Origin of the sequence: Streptomyces callyspongiae, from assembly GCF_047200695.1 — a bacterium.
Lineage (GTDB): Bacteria > Actinomycetota > Actinomycetes > Streptomycetales > Streptomycetaceae > Streptomyces.
Genome location: NZ_JBJZOM010000019.1, coordinates 19,850 through 40,831 on the forward strand (window position 1 = coordinate 19,850; position 20,982 = coordinate 40,831).

The 20,982-nt window shown below is 73.5% G+C and carries 19 protein-coding genes and 3 tRNA genes; 11 read left to right on the plus strand and 11 right to left on the minus strand.

All coding sequences use genetic code 11. From position 1 onward, the window contains the following. Positions 1 to 10 precede the first annotated feature (10 nt). Positions 11 to 634, minus strand: coding sequence for a hypothetical protein (locus tag ACL06G_RS18010; RefSeq protein WP_412787141.1), 624 nt, complete (start codon positions 632 to 634; stop codon positions 11 to 13). A 192-nt stretch (positions 635 to 826) separates the two neighbouring features. Here ACL06G_RS18010 and ACL06G_RS18015 point away from each other — a divergent pair, with 192 nt between their 5' ends. Then, positions 827 to 2,017: a helix-turn-helix domain-containing protein gene (locus ACL06G_RS18015; RefSeq protein ID WP_412836318.1), complete on the plus strand. Its 1,191-nt coding sequence runs from the start codon at positions 827 to 829 to the stop codon at positions 2,015 to 2,017. Positions 2,018 to 2,051: 34 nt separating this feature from the next. On the opposite strand, the gene ACL06G_RS18020 is transcribed toward ACL06G_RS18015, so the two are convergent. Continuing rightward, positions 2,052 to 2,600: a GbsR/MarR family transcriptional regulator gene (locus ACL06G_RS18020; RefSeq protein WP_412787143.1), complete on the minus strand. Its 549-nt coding sequence runs from the start codon at positions 2,598 to 2,600 to the stop codon at positions 2,052 to 2,054. Between the two features lie 89 nt (positions 2,601 to 2,689). Here ACL06G_RS18020 and ACL06G_RS18025 point away from each other — a divergent pair, with 89 nt between their 5' ends. The 8 genes from ACL06G_RS18025 (at position 2,690) to ACL06G_RS18060 (ending at position 11,458) form a co-directional block, all read left to right on the plus strand. After that, positions 2,690 to 3,643 (plus strand): ABC transporter ATP-binding protein, encoded by a 954-nt coding sequence (locus tag ACL06G_RS18025; RefSeq protein WP_412787144.1) that lies wholly within the window; start codon positions 2,690 to 2,692, stop codon positions 3,641 to 3,643. Beyond that, on the plus strand, positions 3,640 to 5,304 hold the full coding sequence (locus ACL06G_RS18030) for an ABC transporter permease (RefSeq protein WP_412787145.1): 1,665 nt from the start codon (positions 3,640 to 3,642) through the stop codon (positions 5,302 to 5,304). The genes ACL06G_RS18025 and ACL06G_RS18030 overlap by 4 nt, the downstream gene beginning before the upstream one ends. A 95-nt stretch (positions 5,305 to 5,399) precedes the next feature. Then, positions 5,400 to 6,002 carry a hypothetical protein gene (locus ACL06G_RS18035; protein WP_412836319.1) on the plus strand — a complete coding sequence of 201 codons (603 nt, stop codon included), beginning with the start codon at positions 5,400 to 5,402 and terminating at the stop codon, positions 6,000 to 6,002. Continuing rightward, on the plus strand, positions 5,999 to 6,655 hold the full coding sequence (locus ACL06G_RS18040) for a class F sortase (protein WP_412787147.1): 657 nt from the start codon (positions 5,999 to 6,001) through the stop codon (positions 6,653 to 6,655). The genes ACL06G_RS18035 and ACL06G_RS18040 overlap by 4 nt, the downstream gene beginning before the upstream one ends. A 115-nt stretch (positions 6,656 to 6,770) precedes the next feature. Further along, positions 6,771 to 8,162, plus strand: coding sequence for an aspartate aminotransferase family protein (locus ACL06G_RS18045; protein WP_412787148.1), 1,392 nt, complete (start codon positions 6,771 to 6,773; stop codon positions 8,160 to 8,162). Next, the gene (locus tag ACL06G_RS18050; protein WP_412787149.1) at positions 8,159 to 8,812 is read left to right on the plus strand and encodes a GntR family transcriptional regulator; all 654 of its coding nucleotides are present in this window, start codon (positions 8,159 to 8,161) and stop codon (positions 8,810 to 8,812) included. Before ACL06G_RS18045 ends, ACL06G_RS18050 begins: the two co-directional genes overlap by 4 nt. A 142-nt stretch (positions 8,813 to 8,954) precedes the next feature. Then, positions 8,955 to 9,605, plus strand: a complete 651-nt coding sequence (locus ACL06G_RS18055; protein ID WP_412787150.1) for a putative DNA-mimic protein — start codon at positions 8,955 to 8,957, stop codon at positions 9,603 to 9,605. A gap of 269 nt (positions 9,606 to 9,874) precedes the next feature. Then, positions 9,875 to 11,458 carry an alpha/beta hydrolase gene (locus tag ACL06G_RS18060; RefSeq protein ID WP_412836320.1) on the plus strand — a complete coding sequence of 528 codons (1,584 nt, stop codon included), beginning with the start codon at positions 9,875 to 9,877 and terminating at the stop codon, positions 11,456 to 11,458. A 128-nt stretch (positions 11,459 to 11,586) separates the two neighbouring features. Here ACL06G_RS18060 and ACL06G_RS18065 read toward each other — a convergent pair whose 3' ends face one another. From ACL06G_RS18065 to ACL06G_RS18105, 9 genes are all read right to left on the minus strand, one after another. Further along, positions 11,587 to 12,369: an SLATT domain-containing protein gene (locus ACL06G_RS18065; RefSeq protein WP_412836321.1), complete on the minus strand. Its 783-nt coding sequence runs from the start codon at positions 12,367 to 12,369 to the stop codon at positions 11,587 to 11,589. 138 nt (positions 12,370 to 12,507) lie between these two features. Beyond that, positions 12,508 to 13,434, minus strand: coding sequence for a phosphoribosylaminoimidazolesuccinocarboxamide synthase (locus ACL06G_RS18070; protein WP_412836322.1), 927 nt, complete (start codon positions 13,432 to 13,434; stop codon positions 12,508 to 12,510). 195 nt (positions 13,435 to 13,629) lie between these two features. Then, complete coding sequence (locus ACL06G_RS18075; RefSeq protein WP_412836323.1) at positions 13,630 to 15,117, minus strand: N,N-dimethylformamidase beta subunit family domain-containing protein; 1,488 nt, start codon at positions 15,115 to 15,117, stop codon at positions 13,630 to 13,632. A gap of 189 nt (positions 15,118 to 15,306) precedes the next feature. Continuing rightward, positions 15,307 to 17,046 (minus strand): hypothetical protein, encoded by a 1,740-nt coding sequence (locus ACL06G_RS18080; protein ID WP_412836324.1) that lies wholly within the window; start codon positions 17,044 to 17,046, stop codon positions 15,307 to 15,309. Positions 17,047 to 17,334: 288 nt separating this feature from the next. Further along, positions 17,335 to 18,594, minus strand: a complete 1,260-nt coding sequence (purD, locus tag ACL06G_RS18085; protein ID WP_412787156.1) for a phosphoribosylamine--glycine ligase — start codon at positions 18,592 to 18,594, stop codon at positions 17,335 to 17,337. A 70-nt stretch (positions 18,595 to 18,664) separates the two neighbouring features. Continuing rightward, a tRNA-Gly gene (locus ACL06G_RS18090) sits at positions 18,665 to 18,737 on the minus strand. Between the two features lie 194 nt (positions 18,738 to 18,931). Then, a tRNA-Gly gene (locus ACL06G_RS18095) sits at positions 18,932 to 19,007 on the minus strand. A gap of 88 nt (positions 19,008 to 19,095) precedes the next feature. Continuing rightward, positions 19,096 to 19,167: transfer RNA gene (locus ACL06G_RS18100), tRNA-Gly, on the minus strand. 145 nt (positions 19,168 to 19,312) lie between these two features. Further along, complete coding sequence (locus ACL06G_RS18105; RefSeq protein WP_412787157.1) at positions 19,313 to 19,630, minus strand: histone-like nucleoid-structuring protein Lsr2; 318 nt, start codon at positions 19,628 to 19,630, stop codon at positions 19,313 to 19,315. Between the two features lie 342 nt (positions 19,631 to 19,972). Here ACL06G_RS18105 and purS point away from each other — a divergent pair, with 342 nt between their 5' ends. Together purS and purQ are read left to right on the plus strand one after the other, a co-directional pair. Next, entirely contained in the window at positions 19,973 to 20,236 is a 264-nt protein-coding gene (gene purS, locus ACL06G_RS18110; protein ID WP_412787158.1) for a phosphoribosylformylglycinamidine synthase subunit PurS, read from the plus strand. Beyond that, complete coding sequence (purQ, locus tag ACL06G_RS18115; protein ID WP_412836325.1) at positions 20,233 to 20,910, plus strand: phosphoribosylformylglycinamidine synthase subunit PurQ; 678 nt, start codon at positions 20,233 to 20,235, stop codon at positions 20,908 to 20,910. Before purS ends, purQ begins: the two co-directional genes overlap by 4 nt. Positions 20,911 to 20,982: the final 72 nt, after the last annotated feature.

The window sequence follows — 20,982 nt, forward strand, 5'->3', positions numbered from 1 at the left end:
GCAGGACGCCTCAGCGGCGGAGCTTCTCGACCGCGGTGCGGGTGGTGCCGCGGAACGCCTCGACGGGAGCCTGGGAGAGATCGCCGAGCTGTCCCCAGGTCACGACGGTGACCGTGCGCCCGTCGCGGCCCACTCCGAAAAGGTGGGCGTCGCTCGAACCGCTGTCGTAGGCGGTGTCGATGCCGTAGACGTGAGCCCCTTCCTGTACGTCGACGTGCCCGTAGTCGCGGAACTCCGCCTCGGCCCCCGCGTCCTGCTCCTCGGTGGCGGCGGCGCAGCCGCGGACGGACTCCCGGGCCGAGGCGGCGAGGGCACGTGCCTCCCCGACTCCCGCCGTCCGGACGGTGATCTGTTCGGCGGAGGTGTCGAGGTCGGTCCGGAACAGCCGGTGGTGGGCGCCCTCGGTGGGCAGCACGTCCTCCAGGCAGTACGTCGGGGCGTCGGGGAGCCCCTCGGTGGCCGGCTCGGCGTACCAGGCGGAGTGCGGATGCGGGGGGAGGTCCTGCGGCGCGAGGAATCCCGGTTGTGCCTGCTGCCCGGCGGACGACGCTGCTGCCGCCACCGGGGCGAGGACGATCGAGGCGGCCGCCGTGGCCAGGGCCAGGGTGCGGGCCGCCCGCTGACGGATCTTCATGGTGTTCTCCTCCGTTCGGTGATGCACCGGAAGCCTGTTCCGCACCGTCCTGCCGGGGCAACGGAATGTGGCGGTGACGGGACGCCGGAACGTCGGCACGTACCCTGACGTGGGAGAAGGCGGGGGCCCGGGACGTGTCCCGGCGGGCGCCGTGGGACGGGAACGGCGTGCAGCGGAGGGGAGACGCGCACCATGGCACACGAGGAGGGCGCGGACGCGGCGCGGTTCGCCGCCTGCCTGCGCCACCTGAAGGAACGGTCGGGGCGCAGTTACGGCCAGTTGGCGCAGCGGCTGCATCTGTCCACGTCCACGCTGCACCGCTACTGCAGCGGTGCCGCCGTGCCCGTGGACTTCGGTCCGGTGGAGCGGCTTGCCCGGCTGTGCGGGGCGCCGCCGGAGGAACGGGCGCGGCTCCACAGGTTGTGGATGCGGGCGGATGCGGAACGCGGCCGGCCGGGGTCCGGGGCGTCCCGCCGTGACGAGGACTCCTCTCCGTCGGTCGAGCAGAAAGCGGGGCCGTCGGGAACAGCCGCGTCTCGGCCTCCTCGGCGGAGCGCCGGACCGGCTCCTGCCGACGAGGCACCGGGGCCCGGTGCGGGTCGCCGGTGGGTGGCGCGGTCCCTCGCGGCTCTGGCCGCGTCGGCGGTCGTGACCCTGGCCGGGGTGCTCGCCGGCGGTTCGGGAGGCGGCCGCGCCGTGCCGGACGGTGGAGGGGCGGTCACGGCCGCGCCCGCAGCGCCGACGGGGGAGCGCCGCAGCGGCGCGCCGCTGACCTGGAGCGTCCGCTCCCACGTGTGGAGGCACGGCTGCGACCACCGGTATCTGATCGACCGCGATCCGGCGCGTGTCCCGCCGCCGCCTCCGGAACAGGACGCCGCGGGCTGGGCGACCGCCCTGGGCGGCGTCCATGCGGGCGAGACGGTGGTCGAGGCGATGGTGCGGGCCGACAGGGCGGACACCCCCGTCGTGATCGAGGACGTGCATGTACGGGTGGTGCGTCGCCGGGAGCCGCTCGACCGGCCGGTGTTCGCGATGAGCAACGGCTGCGGCGGCGCTCTCACCCCGGCGGTCCTGCGGGTCGACCTCGACGCGGAGCGGCCGGAGGTGCGGGCCCGTGACGGGTTCGACGGCGAGGACGGCAGGCGGCTCCCGGCGACGCGGCTGCCCTACCAGGTCACCGCGGAGGAACCGCTGGCGCTGCGGATCGCGGCGCGGGCGGCCGGGTGCGACTGCGCGTGGTACGTCGAGGTGCGGTGGAGCAGTGCCGGACGCGGTGGGTTGCTGCGTCTGGACGACTCCGGTGCGCCGTTCCGCACCAGCGGGGCCGGGGGGCGGGCGGAGTACGGCTACGACTGGGGTGAGGGGGCGTGGCGCCGCCGCTGACCGGGGTCCGGGCGCGGCGGGGTCCCTGCCGCGCCTAGGGCGTGTCGGGGGCGTCGTTCCCGGGCGGCGGGTTCTCCGCGGCCCGGCGGGCGCGCCAGCGTTCCATGACCTGGCTCATCTCCTCCCGGAGGAACTCGAAGAACTCGCCGGTGTCCTCCAGCCGCCGCCCCACCGCGGTGTCCGGGCCGAGTGTCTGCGCCCCGGCCCGGAGGGTCTCCGTCCAGCGTGCGAGGTACTCGTTCTCGCGGGTGAATGCCTCGTACCAGGTGTCACCGTGCACGCGGTACAGCTCGCGCCGCGAGCCGGGCTCGCGTTCCCTGCTGACCATCCGCATCTGCGACAGGTAGCGGACCGCTCCGGACACGGCGGCCGGGCTGACCTGGAGGCGCTCGGCCAGTTCGGCCGAGCCGAGGGCCCCGTCCTCCGAGGCGAGGACGCAGCTGAAGACCCGCGCGGCCATCCGCTGGAATCCGACCTCCGCCAGGTCTGCCGCGAACCGTTCCACGAAGGGGGACACCCGTGTCGCGTAGTCGTCGGGCGACCGCTCGCTGCTGCGCTCGTCCTGCTTCGTCGGCTCCGTCAACGTTTCCCGTCTCCCTGCTGAGTCCTTTCCTTGATCCTAGTCACTTCTGTAGCTTCACAAGTTTCTGAAATCAGTGTACGTTCTGGGGTATGACCAAGGCAGCCACCGCCATCTCCGTCTCCGGCCTCGTCAAAACCTTCGGCCGGGCACGTGCGCTCGACGGCCTCGACCTCCGGGTCGACACGGGCGAGGTGCACGGGTTCCTCGGGCCGAACGGCGCGGGGAAGTCCACCACCATCCGCGTGCTGCTCGGCCTGCTCCGGGCCGACGCCGGCACCGCCCGCGTCCTCGACCGGGACCCCTGGCACGACGCGGTCGCCCTGCACAGACGGCTGGCGTACGTGCCGGGCGACGTCGAACTCTGGCCGACACTCACCGGCGGCGAGGCCATCGACCTGCTGGCACGCCTGCGGGGCGGCCGGGGCGTGGACACCCGCCGCCGCGACGAACTGCTGGAACGCTTCGACCTCGACCCCACCAAGAAGGGCCGCACCTACTCCAAGGGCAACCGCCAGAAGGTGGCGATCGTCGCGGCCCTCGCCTCGGACGCCGAACTCCTCCTCCTCGACGAGCCGACGGCCGGCCTCGACCCGCTGATGGAGGTCGTCTTCCAGGACGTCATCACCCAGGCCAGGGCGGCCGGGCGCACCGTACTCCTCTCCAGCCACATCCTGGCCCAGGTCGAGAAGCTGTGCGACCGGGTCAGCATTGTCAGGAGGGGCGAGGTCGTGCAGTCCGGCACGCTCAGTGAGATGCGGCACCTGACCCGCACCACCGTCGAGGCGGAGACCGAACGCCCCGTCACGGGCCTCGAGGACCTCGACGGCGTCCACCACGTCCGCCGCGAGGACGGCCGGGTGCACTTCGCCGTCGACGGAGCCCACCTCGACCGGGCCGTCACCCGCCTCACCGAGTGCGGTATCCGCTCACTGACCAGCCATCCCCCGACGCTGGAGGAGTTGATGCTCCGCCACTACGGCGACGTCGTGCGGACGGACGGCGACACCCGCACCGCCGCGACGGACGCTGGAGCGGCCTCGTGACCGCCACCACGACCGCACCCCCCGCCTCCGGCGCCGCGGCCCCCCAACGGAACCGCGGCAGCGCACCGTTCGCCGGCGCCGGCACTCTGCTCCGCTTCAACCTCCGCCGCGACAGGATCCGACTGCCCGTCTGGCTGGCGGCCCTCGTGCTCGGCACCGCGGCCACCCTCTCCAGCTTCCGGCAGAGCTACCCGACCGCCGAGGAACAGGCGGGCATCGCCCGCACCCTCCGCAGCCCCGCCGGGCTGGCCATGAGCGGGCCCGGCCACTACCTCGACGACTACAACCTCGGCTCGATGCTCGGTCACCAGATGATCGGCTTCATGGCCGTTCTGGTCGCCCTGATGAGCGTGCTGATCGTCGCCCGCCACACCCGCACCGAGGAGGAGACCGGACGCGCGGAACTCGTGCGCGCCGCCGTCGTGGGACGCCACGCCCACCTCACCGCCGCACTGGCCACCGCCGTGCTCGCCAACCTCGTGCTCGCCGGTGCGCTCGCCCTCGCCGTCGGCGCGAGCGGCACGGAGGGCGTCGGCCGGAACGGCGCCGCACTGTACGGCGCCGCGCACGCCGCCGTCGGCATCGCGTTCGCCGGGGTGGCCGCCGTGACCGTCCAGATCACCCAGCACGCCCGGGGCGCCTCCGGCATGGCGCTCGCCGTGGTCGGCGTCGCCTACACGCTGCGCGCGGCGGGCGACGTGGGCGGCGGCGGCCTGTCCTGGGCATCCCCCATCGGCTGGGCGCAGCGCACCTACGTGTTCGTCGACGACCGCTGGTGGCCGCTGCTGCTCGACCTGCTGCTCGCAGCCGTCGCGGCAGGAGCCGGGTACTTCCTGAGCACCCGACGCGACCTGGGTGCCGGGCTGCGCGCCACCAGGACGGGGCGGCGTACGGCCACCCGCGCGCTGACGACGCCGGTCGGCTTCGCGGTCCGCCTGCAGCGCGGGCTCTTCCTCGGCTTCGCCGCCGGCGTCTTCGTCCTCGGCGCCATGTACGGCTCGATCCTGGGCCAGGCCGAGGAGATGGTCGAGGACATCGCGGAGATCCGCGAGGCCGTCCGGCAGGTCGGCGGAGCATCGGTGACCGAGTCCGTCGCCGCCACCGTCATGATCGTCGTGGCGGTCGTCGCCTCCGTCCACGTGGTCATGGCGGCGCTGCGCCCCCGCGCCGAGGAGAGCGCCGGACGTGCGGAGCCGCTGCTCGCCACCGGACTCTCCCGGGCCCGCTGGGCGGGCAGCCACCTGGTCGTGGCCGTCGTCGGAGGCACCGCCGTGCTGGGGGCAGGCGGCCTCGGCCTCGGAGTGCTCGGCGCCGCGACCACCGGCGAGATCCGCTGGGTGCCCGACCTGCTGCTCGCCGCGCTCGCCTACGCGCCGGCGCTCTGGGTGACGGCCGGTGTCGGCGTCGTCCTCCTCGGCTGGCTGCCCCGGGCCACGGCGGCGGTCTGGCTGGTCCCGGTGTACGCCTTCGTCGTCGGCTATCTCGGGAAGATCCTCGACCTTCCCGCCTGGACGGCGGACGCCTCCCCGTTCGGTCACGTGCCCCAACTGCCCGCGCAGAGCATGGAGTGGGCACCGCTCCTGGTCCTCACCGCGATCGCCGCGGGACTCGTGGCGCTCGGCCTGGCCGGTCTGCGCCGGCGCGACCTGGAGACCAGGTGACCGACCCGACGGGCCGTCACACCTCCGGCGCAGTCCCCCACCCGATGGGCCTCTCCGGGGGTGCGACACCCGCCGGCTGCTGATCGGGTGGAGCCATGACCTCGCGCACGCGCTCCCACCCGTTCGCGCCGGCCGCAGCCGGCGCGGCGGCTGCTCTCCTCGGCCTGCTCACCGTGGGCCGGGGCGTCGCCGCCGCGGGCGAGACCGGTGGCGCACCCGGCGGCGCCGACACCGGCCGGCCCGCCGACGCCGTGCTGCTGACGGCCTCGACCGGGCCCGACGGCCCCACTGTCCGCGTCCGGGCCCGCTGCGCGGGGGGTACGCGGAACGCTGCCGTGTTCTCGCCCGCGTTCGCGCGGCCCGCGCCGCTGCGCGCCGCCCCTGACGGCGTCTCGGTCGCCGAGGCCGCGGTACGGCCCGGACTGGCGCCCGGCCGTCCGTACGTCGTGACCGCGAACTGCAACGCCGCCGAGTCGCTCACCACCACCTTCGTGGCCCCCGGGGAGGCGGCGTCGGCCCGGGCGACGCCCGCCCCGCCGGCGCACACGGCGAGCAGCAGCACCGGCGACCGTGTCGCGCTGGTGTTCGGCGGCGCCCTCGCCGCGGGCGGGATCGCCGCGTACCGGGTCACCGCGCGCCGCGCCCCCGGCCCGCACCCGTCCCGGCGGTCCATGCGATCCGCGGGGGACGAGCGGTGACCACGAGGTACGAACGGCTGTCCTCCCGCAGCCGCCGCCTGGAGGCGACCGCCGTCGTGGCGACGGCCGCCTGCACGCTCGCACTCTGCCTGCTCGCCCCGGACCGCGGCGCGGCCGTCGACCCGGCTCCCCGGCTCGGTCACGTCGCCGACGCCCGACCCGGCGACCGGCAGGACGCCGCGCCCCCGGCGCTGCCGCGCTCCGCCCCGCTCCGGGTGAGCATCCCCGGCACCGGCGTCGACGCCCGTGCGGTCGTCTCCTGGCGCGCGGTCGGCGCGCTGTCCGTCGCCGCCCCCGCACGTCCCATGCGGGTGGCCTGGGACGGTGCGGGCCCCGCCCCGGGCGAGGACGGTGCCGCACTGCTGGTCGGCAGCCTCGACTCCGCCGAGGGCCCGGCGGCCTTCGCCGGGGTCGGCGGACTGCGCGCCGGTGCCCGCGTCCGGATCGAGCGTGCCGACGACCGCACCGCCTGGTTCGCGGTGTACGGGGTCCGGCGCTACGACACCGGCGGTACGCCCGGCGACCTGCTGGTCGCGGACCCGGCGCAGGCGCACGGGCCCGAGCTGCGGATCGTGGCCCGCGGCGGTGCGGCGACGCGGGATCCCGACGACGACGCGACCGTCGTCGTGCGGGCCCACGCCGTCCGCCGCTGACGGGCGCCACCGGTCCGTCCCCGCCGTCCTCGGGCCGCAGGTCCCGGCCGCCCCTCCCGCAGTTCCACCGGCCGTCCTAGGCTGTCCGGGTCGCCAACGAGAGGTGGAGATACGCATGGCCAGTCAGGACCCGACCTCGAGCCTGCTCCCGACGCTGGACAAGGAAGCGGTCACCTCGGCCGACCGCGCACACGTCTTCCACTCCTGGTCCGCGCAGCGGCTGATCGACCCGCCCGCGATAGCCGGCGCCGAGGGCGCCTACTTCTGGGACTACGACGACAAGCGCTACCTGGACTTCTCCTCCCAGCTGGTCAACACCAACATCGGCCACCAGCACCCCAGGGTGGTCGCCGCCATCCAGGAGCAGGCGGGGCGGCTGTGCACCCTCGCCCCCGGCTTCGCCGTGGACATGCGCTCCGAGGCCGCCCGGCTGATCGCCCGCCGCACTCCCGGCGACCTGGACCGGATCTTCTTCACCAACGGCGGTGCCGAGGCCGTCGAGAACGCGGTGCGCATGGCCCGCCTCCACACCGGACGGCCGAAGGTGATGTCCGCCTACCGCTCGTACCACGGTGCGACAGCGGCCGCGATCAACCTGACCGGCGAACCCCGGCGCTGGGCCAACGACAACGGCACCGCCGGGGTCGTCCGCTTCTTCGGGCCGCACCTGTACCGGACGCACTTCCACTCCACCACCGAGGCGGAGGAGTGCGCCCGTGCGCTGCAGCACCTCGAGGAGACGATCCTCTTCGAGGGGCCGCAGACCATCGCCGCGGTCGTGCTGGAGACCATCGGCGGCACCGCGGGCGTGCTGATGCCGCCCGAGGGGTACCTCGCGGGAGTCCGCGAGATCTGCGACCGCCACGGCGTCCTGCTCGTGCTGGACGAGGTCATGGCCGGATTCGGACGGACCGGAAGCTGGTTCGCCGCCGACCTGTACGACGTGGTCCCCGACCTCATGACCTTCGCCAAGGGCGTCAACTCCGGCTACGTGCCGCTGGGCGGTGTGGCGCTCTCCCAGGCCGTCGCCGCCACCTTCGACGAGCGGCCCTACCCGGGCGGCCTCACCTACTCCGGGCACCCCCTGGCCTGCGCCTCCGCCGTCGCGACGCTCAACGTCATGGAGGAGGAGGGCATCGTGGAGAACGCCGCCCGCCTCGGGGAGAAGGTGCTCGGCCCGGGCCTGCGCGAGATCGCCGCACGCCACCCGTCGGTCGGCGAGGTGCGCGGCACCGGCGTCTTCTGGGCACTGGACCTCGTGCGCGACCGCGAGACCCGCGAGCCGCTGGTGCCGTACAACGCCCAGGGGGCCGCGGCGAAGCCGATGGGCGACTTCGCCGCCGCCTGCAAGCAGCGCGGGCTGTGGCCGTTCGTCAACATGAACCGCACCCACGTCGTGCCGCCGTGCACCCTCACCGAGGCGGAGGCGAAGGAGGGCCTTGCCATCCTCGACGAGGCCCTGGCGGCGGCGGACGCCCACACCGTCGCCGCGGGACACGTGCGGTGATACGACGCAGCACCCTGCGCGAGCAGGTCGTCGCCGCGCTCCGCGACGAGATCCTCGCCGGCCGGCTCCCCGCCGGACGGGACTTCACCGTCAAGGAGATCGCGGAGCAGTACGGCGTCTCCGCGACGCCCGTACGCGAGGCACTCGTCGACCTCGCCGCCCAGGGGCTGCTGGACGCCGAGCAGCACCGGGGATTCCGCGTCCACGAGTTCTCCGTCGAGGACTTCCGCGCGATGGTCGAGGCCCGCGGCCTGATCATGGACGGTGTCTTCCGCCGCCTGCGGAACGGCGACGGTGCGCCACCGCCCTGCCAGGCCGAGCTGACGTCCGTGCGGCGGCGGGCCGTCGCGGCCCAACGCGCCGCGCTCGCCGGTGACCTGGATGTGCTGATCGGCTACGACCTCCGATTCTGGCGGGAGTTGGGGGACCTGGTGCACAACCCGTACCTGCGGGACTTCCTCGACCGCATGCGGACGCACTGCTGGGCGTACGCGGTACCGGTGCTGCGGCGCGGCGGGCCGCTGGCCGGGCGGCTGTGGGCGGGGCACCGGGAACTCCTCGACGCGGTCGAGGGCCGCGACGTCGAGTCCGTGCGCCGGCTGCTGGAGGCGTACGACGCCCACACGCTCGCACTGGTCTGCCGCGCATGACGTCCGCTCCGGGGCGGATCCGGCGCGGGGGCCGCCCCGGGCACGGGCCGCTCCGGGGCGGACGCGGCCTGCACTTCGGGCCCTTCTCCGGTCTACGCTGAATCCGTCCGCCGGACCGTCCCGCGAACCCTTGGAGCGCCCGTTGGCCTGTGACCTGTGGTTGGTCCCCCTCGTCGACGTGTTGTGCCACAGTCCCGACAACCCCTTCGCCGAGGAGCTTGCGACGTACGACCGCGCGCTCGCCTCCTCCGGCCTTCCCCATGTGCCCGTCCACGGCTACATGCCCGGACTCTCCGGCGACGTGGCACCGGTCGCGGGCTTCGACTACGACGCGCTGCACCTGCTGCGCCGCGCCCACATGCTGCAGCTGTGCAACCTTCGGGTGGCGCCGGTGGACGCCCTGGACGGCGACTACCAGCAACTCCTGGAGATGTTCGAGCAGACGGCTCAGCAGTCGCACCTCGTCTGGCACTACGACCACGCGGGCGCGTACGTCCCCGTCGACTTCCCCGCGCCGCTGGCGAACGAGGAACTCCTGGAGGGCGGTGGCCCGCTCGGGTCCACCCACGGCCTGTTGCGGGAACTCGAGAGCGTCGCACCGCACCTGGGCATCGACCACCGCAATCCGCCCGAACCGCCGGCGCCTCCGACGCGGCCGACCGATCTGGACGAGCCCGCCGAGTCGGCAGCCGGGCTCGACGGGCCGTTCGCACGGGAGAGGCACGTCTGGCTCGGCCTGCACCAGGCGGCCACCCGGAGCCTGGCCCAGGGGGCCATGATCGTCTTCAGCTGAGGTCCGCGGCCCTGCCGGATGCCGGACGTGGTGGCACGGCATCGACACACCATTCGGCACGGCTCCGGTCCGGGCTGCCCGCACATCGGTTGCCCGGTGCTGCGGGCCGGGAGTGGGCCGAACGGTGTGCGAGATTCGTCCGATTACCGGATTGTGGGCACGTTTTCGAGGACATCGGGGGAAAGCCCTGGCGCAGCCGTGTGCGACACGGCACCATCGGCGGGTCGGCGCGCCCCGCGTCCGACGGTGTGCAGGTGTCAGGAGGGCAAGTGAGACGAACCGCATCGGTGGCCGTCGCCCTGGCGGCGATGGCGTCCGGCCTGGTCTCGGCAGTCCCGGCGACGGCGGCGGGCACCCCCGCGGCCTCGTCGTCCGTGGACTGGACGGACTGCGGGACGCAGAACAATCCGACCATGCAGTGCGCCACGATCGAGGTGCCGCTCGACCACTCCGAGCCGGACGGCGAGCAGATCGGGATCGCGGTGAACCGCATCCCGGGCACCGCCGGGACCTCGCAGGGCCCGCTGCTGGTGAACCCCGGCGGTCCCGGCGGCAGCGGCCGCGGACTCGCCGCCTACGTGGCCCGGGCACTGCCCCCGGACGTCGCATCCCAGTACGACGTCATCGGGTTCGACCCGCGCGGCGTCGGACAGAGCGAGCCCGCCCTGGAGTGCGCCCCCGGCTACTTCGACGCGACCCGGCCGGACTCGGTGCCCTACAGCCGCGACGTGCTCCGCGAGAACGTCGAGCGCGCCGCCGACTTCGCCGCCGACTGCGCCACGCGCCACGCGGGCGTCCTGGAACACATCCACACCCGCAACGCCGCGCGCGACATGGACGCCATCCGCGCCGCCCTGGGCGCGGAGAAGATCAACTACTTCGGCTACTCGTACGGCACCTACCTCGGTTCCGTCTACGGCAAGCTCTTCCCGGACCACGTGCGGCGCATGGTGCTGGACAGCATCGTCGACCCGACCGCCGCCTGGTACGAGGCGAACATCAACCAGAACTACGCGTTCGACGACCGGTTCAAGGCCTTCACCGCCTGGATCGCCGACCACGACGCCACCTACGGTCTGGGCACCGACGCCGACAAGGTCGAGGCGCTCTGGTACGACGTGCGCACGGAGATGCGCACCGACCCCGCCGAGGACGTCGTCGGGCCCGCCGAGTTCGAGGAGTCCTTCCTCGCCGGCGGCTACTACAACGGCTACTGGCCTCCGATGGCCGAGGCGTTCGCCGCCTACGTCAACGACGGCGACGAGCAGGCCCTGCTCGACCTGTACGACACCTTCGGCAAGGTCACCGGCACGAACGGCTACAGCGTCTACACCGCCGTCGAGTGCCGCGACGCGAGCTGGCCGCGCGACTGGAAGACCTGGGCCAGGGACGCGCAGCACACCTACCGCAAGGCGCCCTTCCTGACCTGGAGCAACACCTGGTACAACGCGCCCTGCGCGTTCTGGCCGCACCAGGGCCTGCAGCAGATGGACGTCCGCAACAAGGACCTCCCGCCCGTACTGCTCCTCCAGGCCACCGAGGACGCCGCCACCCCGTACAGCGGCGGCGTGAAGATGCACAAGCTCCTGAAGGGCTCCCGCTTGGTCGTCGAGGAGGACGGCGGCAACCACGGCATCTCGCTCGGCGGAAACGCCTGCGTCGACCGCTACCTGATCGACTACCTGGCCGACGGCACCCTCCCGGCCGCACACGGCGGAGCCGACGCCACGTGCGAGACGCTGCCGGACCCGGAGCCGGCGGGGGCATCCGCCCAGCGCCTCTCCACCCCGCAGCCCTCGGCGGCCCGCACCGACGGCGCGGTACTGCACCACCTGATCGGCCAACGCCGCTGACGCACGCTCACCCACCCTGCGGAGAGAGGGCCGGGACGCCGACGCGGTGTCCCGGCCCTCCTGCACGACACCCTCCCCTCCTCCGCACCTCCCGGCCCCCGGGGGCCGGGAGGTGCGGAGGAGGCGCGCTACCGCGGCGGGTCCGGCGGCCGCTGCCGCGGCATGTGCGGCCGCACACCGGGAACCTGCGGGAACCGGCTCACTGACCCGCCGGCCTCCGACCCCTGCCGACCGGCAGAGAGCGGGACCGCCCCGCGCGTCTGCACCCGCAGCGGCGTGGTCGTCGCCCGGAACTCCACCATCCAGTCCGCCGTTTCGGCGCGCACCAGCTCCGTAACGTCCTCGGTGAAGCGGCGCAGCACGCTCAGGCACCGGTCCGCGGCCTCGGCCGCGGTGCCCTCCGTCGGCCCGAGCACCTCGCGGATCGACTCGGCCGCCCAGTCGTACTGCAGCGTCTCCAGACGACGCTGCACGGCCTGCGCGGTCGCCACGTCCCGCATCCAGCCCGAGGTCACTCCGAACCAGCGGTCGCAGCCCGCGCACACGGCCGCGCCCAACAGGGCCACGAATCCCCAGGCAGCGAGAGGCCGGTCGAAGGTGCCGGTCAGCTGCAGCAGCGGCAGCACGGCTCCCGCGCCGACACCGACCGCCGTGCCGCCGCGCAGCGTGCGCGCGGCACGCCGCTTCCACCGGCGGTCGGCGAGGTACCAGGCCACCATGTCCATCGCGCCCCGCTCCACCCACTGGTAGAGCTCGTCCAGCCGCTCAGCCGGCTCCCCCCAGTCGCCCAGCGGGAAGGCACGGCTCAGCAGATCTCCCCGAGCCCTGCCACGGTGCCCCCCGCGGTCGCGTCCTGCCTTCGGCTCCGCCTCGTGCGAGCGCCCTTCGGGCCGCATCTCCGGCTGACTCACCCGCTACTCCCTACAACAGGCCCACACAGAGGCCGTCTTCTGTCCCCTTCATACCGCCGGATGAGGTATTTCGGGGCGGAGTCGGCGCCATGCCCCCCGGAAGTGGGCAGGCCGCGGCTCGGACGTCTCCCCGGGGTGTCACTCGAAGGGATGACCCGTGAGGCGCCGGTAAGCCTCCGCGTACTTGGCGCGGGTCTGCGCCACGACCTCGTCGGGCAGCCGCGGCGGCGGCTCCTCGCCGTGGCGGTCCCAACCGGACTCCGGCCCCGACAGCCAGTCGCGCACGTACTGCTTGTCGAACGACGGCTGCGGACGGCCCGGTTGCAGGTCCGCGGCGGGCCAGAACCGTGAGGAGTCGGGGGTGAGCACCTCGTCGGCGAGGACCAGCTGCTCCTCGCCGACGACCCCGTCGACCGCTCCGGGCGCGAAACCGAACTCGAACTTGGTGTCCGCGAGGATCAGGCCGCGCGCCCGCGCGACGTCCCGGGCACGCCGGTACACCGCGAGCGTCGTCCCACGGAGGCGCGCGGCGGTCTCCTCCCCGACCCGGCGGACGACCTCCTGGTAACTGACGTTCTCGTCGTGCGCCCCGACCTCCGCCTTGGTGGCGGGCGTGAAGATCGGCTCGGGCAGCTCGGAGCCGTCCGTGAGCCCCTCCGGCAGCGGGATGCCGCAGACCGTCCGCGTCCGCCGGTACTCGGCCAGTCCCGAACCCGTCAGGTAGCCCCGGGCGACGCACTCGACCGGCACCATCCGCAGCGAGCGGCAGATCAGCGTCCGCCCCTCCCAGTCCTCCGGGGCCCCCGGCGGCACCTCGGTGGAGAGCACGTGGTGCGGCACCAGGTCGGCGAGCTGCTCGAACCACCACAGCGACAGGCGGGTGAGGATGCGGCCCTTGTCGGGGATCTCGCTCGGCAGCACCCAGTCGTACGCCGAGATCCGGTCGCTGGCCACCATGACCAGATCGCCCGCCTCGTTCCGGTAGAGGTCCCGCACCTTGCCGGTGTGCAGGTGCACCAGTCCGGGCACCCGGACGGGCTCGGGCTTCTCGACGAATCCGGACACGGACCTCTCCCTGTTCTCGCTGCGGGACCGTTCGGCAGGGGCCGGTCCCCTCGTGGCGCTGCCGCCTCGATTGTCGCCCGCGCGGCTCCTGCGCACCGCCCCGGGGGGCCGCTCCCGCGATCCGCCCCGCCGGGCCGGGGGCCGCTCCGACGTCCCCCGGTCCGGCCTCGGGAACCCGTACGGTCCGCCCCCGGGTCAGCCCCGTCCGCAGACGCGGTCCAGCAGGTTCGCCGTCGCCCGCTGGATCCGCTCGTCGACATGCCCGGGCCGGTCCAGTGCCGGCGACCACGCGAAGGTTCCCGACGCGAAGACCAGCGCGCCGCTCGCCGCCCGGTGCAGGGAGGTCTCCTGGTGGCGCTGCACGCCCGAACCGTCCCGGTAGGGAGAGTGAGCCAGCAGGATGCGGTCCAGATGGGCGGGCAGCGGGGTGCGGGGGTGATAGCGGTCGGCCTCCCCGGCGACCAGTCCCGGCACCTCGCCGCCCTCCGCCACGCCCGTGCCCCGCCACAACCAGTGACCGGTGTTGCGCGCCACCATCGGGTACGGCCGCGGCACCTGGCCGGTGTACTGCACCCCCAGCAGCTGCTGCTCCGGCTCGCCCTGCTCGCGCCACAGCGCCGCCCGGCCGCCGCCCCGGCGCTTGCGGCAGCTCAGCAGCCGATCGGCACCTCCTCCCGGCAGGGTGTGCAGGTCCACCTGCCAGTACATGGTGTTCGCGGAGAGGAACACCAGGGAGGTGCCCGCGTCACGCGCCCCTTCGGCCGCCCGCCGCATCGGCACCGACCAGTACTCGTCGTGGCCGGGGAAGACCAGACCGCGGTAGCGCGTCGGATCGACCCTGCCGGAGTGCAGATCGCGCGCGTCGGCGCAGGCGACGTCGTAGCCCAGGCGCTCGGCCCAGCGCAGGAAGTCGTAGGCGTGCCCGACGTGCAGCGGCAGACCCGCCCCGGCGTACGGGCGGTCGAAGCAGACGGTGGTGGCCGCGTGCTCCTCGCCGAGCAGCCGCCCCGACTCGTCCCAGGCGTGGTAGAGGCTCGCTCCGCTGCGTCCGTCCTCGGGGAACAGGTTGTACGCCTGCCAGGTGACGTCCGGCATGAGGAGGAGCAGGTCGGCGGGAGCGGTGCCCCGCACGGTGAACGGGATGTGCGAGCGGTGTCCGTCCGAGGTGGTCAGCACGGCGACGTACGCGCCCGTGGACCAGTGGGCCGGGACCTGGAGCCGCCACGAGAGCCACCAGTGGTGGCAGGACGCCGTGCGGTCGGCGACCAGCGGCTCGGGCTGCACGATCCCGGACAGCCGCGGGCTGGTGGTGACCTTGACGGCGCCCTCGCCGCCGTAGTGACCGATCCGGTAGACGTCCACGAAGAACGGCTGCGGGGGGTTCACGGTGATGCGGAAGTCCAGCGACTCGCCGGGGGCGACACTCCCGTCGGAGGAGGCGAAACCCTTGATCTGGCAGCGCACGTCGTCGGCGGTGCGCGGCCCGCCGCGGTGGGTGGAGCGGCCGCGCGGAGCGGGCACCAGGCCGGACTGGTCGACGTCCACGTACCAGGGCACGACCCGGCCGTTCTCGAAGTAGTTCTCGCTGCCCCGCAGCCAGGGCAGCGGCCCCTGGGCGAACGGATCGGTGACCGCATGCGCCAGGGCGCCGGACTCCCACCGCTCGGTCTGCTGTGTCCTCACGCCGTCCACACCCCTCTCCGGCCGCGTCCTGACCTCACAGCGCACAGGAGATCACATGGAGCGAACATGTGGTCACCGTTCGTGGGAAATGTGTCCATGTTGTGCCCGAATCCCGGTGTTTTCCCGGAGGCAACCGGAGAAAGGGGGAAACGAGGTGGAGTTCGCGGGAGGCGAGGGGAAGCAGGAACGTCACACCAGACGGACCGGCTTGTCGGCGCGGATGCCGTGGGTGGAGAGCCAGAGCCGCAGCGATTCCGGGTCGCCGTCCTCCACGAGCTCCCGTACCGGCGCCGCCAGGTCCGTGACCCGCTCGCCGCGCACCAGCAGCACCGGTCCGTCCAGCCAGTCGAGTCCCGCCGCCGCGTCGGCGGTGTCGAGGGCCGCGCAGCACACCGCCGCCGTGATGTGCTCCGCCAGCAGTTCCCTGCCGGTGCGGGGCGGTCGCAGCGGCAGCCCCATCGGCGAGGGCTGCCAGCCGTCGGCCGATTCCGGGCCGGCCGCCGCCGGGCGCGCGTCCCGCGCCGCCTCCTCCCGGGCCACGTCCGCGACGAGCCGCGCGGCGAGTGCGTCCCGGTGCGCACCGGCCGAGAGCCGGTCGATTATCCGGGTGACCGCCGACTCGGAGGGGGAGACGCGCTCGCCGCCGACGGCCGGAGCCCCGCCGTGTTCGACGGCGGTCGGCGGCCGGTCGGCGTCCAGTGCGGTGAAGAGCCGGGCCGCCCCGATCCGCCAGGTGCGGTCGACGACCTCCTCCGGGTACTCCGGCCAGTCGACCGGGGACCAGCCGCCGCTGCCGTCGGAGGCCGGCCGGGGCTCCCCGTGGAACAGGCGGGCGGCGAGCAGCGAGATCGCGGCGTCGGCGGCGCCGGGTTCCTCCAGCAGATCGCAGGCCGGCCGTTCCTCCAGCCGGGAGGCGAAGCCGTCCGCGAGGCGGTCGCGCCGGGACAGGTCGGTCAGGGCGGCGACCACGCCCGCGTCCAGCCGGGACGGCCAGCGGCCGACCTGCCAGGCGGGCAGGGCCACCCGGGTCAGCAGCCGGTCCCAGCCGGCATAGGCGAGTCCGACCTGTTCCTGGGCCGTGGTGCGCAGCGCGCGGTCCACATGCTGTGCGCGGTCCGCGGCAGCCGCCGCGACACCGCGTTCCATCTCCGCGGCGTGCGGTCCGCAGGCGCGCAGCAGCACCCGCGCGGGCACGCCGGTGAACCGGAGCACGGCACGTCGCAGGATGCCGATGCCGGAACCCGCGACGGCGGAGGCGTCCCCCGCGCGCGCCCGGTCGGCGAGGGCCACCGCGGCGTCGAGCCCCCGCACGCAGCGGCGGGCGGCGGATATGTCCGGGTGGGCGGAGGGGCCGGTGCCGGCGACCACGGGTGCCAGCAGAGCCCGGAGTTCGGCCACCCGCATCCACCACAGGAACGGCGAACCGATCACCAGGACGGGCGCGGTCCGGGACCTGCCGCGCTTCGGCCACCACCGCGGTCCGCCGCGGTCCCCGATCCGGTCCTCCTGCGCGGGGTGGGTACGGTCCTCGAGCCAGCTGTCGCAGTCCGGGGTGAGGGCGATGGCCGAGGGCACCGGGACGTCGAGCCGTTCGGCGAGGTGGCGGACCAGGGTGTACAGGTCCGGCGCCTGGGAGCGCTCGACCGGAACGGTGGGACTGACCGCGGGACGGGCGCGGGCGATGACCGCTGCGGTCCCCGCCGTCACGCACAGCGTCACGACCGCGAGCGCCGTGACCGCCCACCGCAGGGCGTCCCACCCCGGACCGAGACTCCAGGTGCCGGCCGCGGTGTGCAGGACGACCGCGACGGCTGCGGGCAGCAGCGCCAGTGCCAGTGCCGTGCCGCGGATGCGGAGCACCGCCAGAGCGTGCGCCCGGGCCGACGGTGTGGGCGTCTGCGTGGTGTGCACCGTGCGCGGAACCGGCACGAACTCATCACCCCCGAGCGGTGTAGGTACGACGTGGTGGACCGCGTCGTCTGCCCCCACTGTGGCACCGGCCCCCGACACCGCAATGCGCGGTGGGCCAGTCGACGGATCGGTCCGTGCTGCCGGACGCGGCTGCCGGGCACCCTAGTCGGGGCTGGTCGGGGCGTCAGTCCCTCCGCAGGGTCCGTCACTCGATGGAATGGCTCTGGGCAAAGGTGTTGCGGAAGCGGCAACAGGTACGGGTGCCCTGCTTTGTCGCTTTCGCTCGCCGCAGTGCCGCGGTGCGCGTCAGGCCTGCCCGTCGGCCGCTGCCGCCGCGATGTCCGTGCGGTGGTGGGACCCCGCCAGTGCAAGGCGCCCCAGCGCGGTGTACGCCCGGGACCGGGCCGCCCGCAGGTCCGGGCCGGTCGCGGTCACCGACAACACCCTGCCGCCGGCGCTGACCACCCGTCCCTCGTCGTCCCGGCGGGTCCCGGCGTGGAGCACGTACGCGTCGGGCGCGTCCTGCTCCCGTACGGCATCCAGTCCCTCGACCGGGTCACCGGTGCGGGGCGTGCCGGGGTAGTTCTCCGCCGCGACGACCACGGTCACCGCCGAGCCGTCGTCCCACCGCAGCGGAGGAAGTTCGGCCAGCCGGGAGGTCGCCGCCGCGAGCAGCAGGCCGCCCAGCGGCGTCCGGAGGCGGGCGAGCACCGCCTGCGTCTCCGGGTCTCCGAACCGGGCGTTGAACTCGATCACCCGCAGGCCGCGGGAGGTAAGAGCGAGTCCGGCGTACAGCAGGCCCGAGAAGGGCGTGCCGCGGCGCCGCAGTTCGTCCACCGTGGGCCGGAGCACCGTTCGCTCGATCTCCCCGACCAGGCCGGGGTCGGCCCAGGGCAGTGGCGAGTACGCCCCCATGCCCCCGGTGTTGGGGCCGCTGTCCCCGTCGTGGGCGCGCTTGAAGTCCTGCGCGGGCTGCAGCGGCACCACGTGCTCCCCGTCGGTGACGGCGAACAGCGAGACCTCCGGGCCGTCGAGGAACTCCTCGATCACGACGCGTCCGCAGGCACGTGCGTGCTCCCGCGCGGACTCCAGGTCCTCGGTGACCACCACACCCTTGCCCGCGGCCAGGCCGTCGTCCTTGACGACGAACGGCGGGCCGAAGGCGTCCAGTGCCGCATCGGCCTCCTCGGCGGTGGTGCACACGTAGCTGCGGGCGGTCGGTACGCCGGCGGAGGCCATGACGTCCTTGGCGAACGCCTTGGAGCCCTCCAGCAGTGCGGCTTCGGCGGACGGTCCGAACACCGGGATGCCCGCGGCGCGGACCGCGTCCGCCACCCCTGCCACCAGGGGTGCCTCGGGCCCCACGACGACCAGCCCTGCGCCGAGCTGCTGTGCCAGCGCGGTGACGGCCCCGCCGTCCAGGGGGTCGACGGAGTGGAGTGCCGCGACCTCGGCAATGCCGGCGTTGCCGGGTGCGCAGTGCACGGCCGAGACGTCGGGGTCGAGCGAGAGGGAACGGCACAGGGCGTGTTCGCGGGCGCCGCCGCCGATGACGAGGACCTTCACGGGAGGCAGCGTAGCTCCGACGTCCCCGACACGACGAAGGGCCCCGCACCGGGGGCCCTTCGTGAAGGAGAGCGGACGACGAGGTTCGAACTCGCGACCTCAACCTTGGCAAGGTTGCGCTCTACCAGCTGAGCTACGTCCGCACGCAGTGACGCTTCCGCGCCGTGCGTGGACCAGTATAGCCATGCCTCCGGGGCGCTGGTGCCACCCCCGCAGGAGTGACGGTGCTCACGGTGTCCACGGCATTCAGGCTGTCCGCGGCATCCACGGCGGGGCGGGAAGTGTGGCGAGGGGTATGCACAAAAAGAAGGAGCCCTGCACGAGGGCTCCTTCTTCGTGGAGCGGACGACGAGGTTCGAACTCGCGACCTCAACCTTGGCAAGGTTGCGCTCTACCAGCTGAGCTACGTCCGCAGGCATCCATCCGGCTCCCACCGAATGGCGCGACAGTCACTCTACCCCATTCCGCGAGGCGTTCGACTCGCGGACGGAAGGACGTCGGAGCGGGTGACAGGGATTGCACACTGCGCCTCCCTCTTGGAAAGAGGGCGCTCTACTACTGAGCTACACCCGCGCGTTCCGTGAGGTTTCCCGTGGGCTCCCTCGCGGCGTGTCCCTGACTCTAGCCGATCACCCGGGGGTGCTGGCAAGTTGCTCCGTGCCGGGCCGATCCTGGTCGACCCGGCACCGACTCCCGGCCGGGCGCGGGGCGTTGGCCGTCAGCGGGAGGCGTTGAACGCCTCGTAGACCTTCTTCGGGATACGTCCGCGCGGTGGAACCTGGAACCCGTTGGACTCCGCCCAGGCCCGTACCGCCCGCGGGTCGGGGGCGACGGAGGTGCGCCGGTACGCCTTGCCCGAGCGTGCCTGCTTCCTGCCGGCCTCCACGTACGGCGCGAGGGTCCCCCGCAGTTTCTCCGCGTTGGTTTCGTTGAGGTCGATCTCGTACGACTTCCCGTCGAGACCGAAAACGACCGTCTCCGACGCGTCCCCGCCCTCGATGTCGTCGGAGAGTGTGACCAGTACCTGCTGCGCCACGGATATCGGTCCTTCCGTCGGGACGGCCGTGTGCCCCGCCTCGCCGGTACACGGTCCACTCCGTGCTGACGTGCGGAAATCCGGCAGCCCGGTTCCTTGGGAGTATGTGTCTTTTCTTTTCTACAGGGAGCGGCAATGGCGAGGAAGCGCCGCTATTCGCGCTCCGCGTGTCAGGCCGCAATCCGGACCATACTTTTTCCGGCCACGGATTCACAGTGCGCCGAGGTGGCGATGCCCGGATGTGACCGATATCTACTCGCGTAGATTTTCGAGCCGGGTACGCTGACGTACCGAAGCAGCAAGCTGCGAACCGGCAGCACCCCACATCCACCGGGAGTACCTGTGGCCCGCGTCGTAGTCGACGTCATGATGAAGCCGGAGATCCTCGACCCGCAGGGGCAGGCGGTCCAGCGCGCACTGCCCCGCCTGGGATTCGAGGGCATCGCCGATGTCCGCCAGGGCAAGCGCTTCGAGCTCGAACTGGAGGGCCCCGTCGACGACGCGGCCCTCGCCCGCGTACGGGAGATGGCCGAAACGTTCCTTGCCAACACCGTGATCGAGGACTTCACCGTCCGGGTCGAGGAGCGGGAAGAGGCCGGCGCATGACGACGCGCATCGGTGTCGTCACCTTCCCCGGCTCCCTCGACGACCGCGACGCCCGGCGCGCGGTGCGCCTCGCCGGCGGCGAACCGGTCGCCCTGTGGCACCGCGACAGGAGCCTCCACCAGGTCGACGCCGTGGTCCTGCCCGGTGGATTCTCCTACGGCGACTACCTGCGCGCCGGTGCCATCTCCCGCTTCTCCCCGGTGATGGCGACCGTCGTCGAACAGGCCCGGGCCGGCATGCCCGTCCTGGGCATCTGCAACGGCTTCCAGGTACTGACCGAGAGCCACCTGCTCCCCGGCGCGATGCTCCGCAACGACCACCTGCACTTCGTCTGCCGCGACCAGCGCCTGCGGGTGGAGAACGCCTCCACCGCCTGGACCCGCGACTACGAGCAGGGCCAGGAGATCACCGTCCCGCTCAAGAACCAGGACGGGCAGTTCACCGCGGACGAGCGCACCCTCGACGCCCTCGAGGCCGAGGGACGCGTCGCCTTCCGCTACCTCGGCGCCGATCCCAACGGTTCCCGCCGCGGGATCGCCGGCATCACCAACGAGGCCGGGAACGTGGTCGGCCTCATGCCCCACCCGGAGCACGCGGTCGAGGAGCTGACCGGCCCCACCACCGACGGGCTCGCCTTCTTCACCTCGGTCCTGAGGAAGCTGGTCGCCGCATGACCCGCACCGCCACCCCGGCCGGAGGAGCGGCACCCTCCCTCTCCCCGCGACGTCCGCACCCTCACGCGCGAA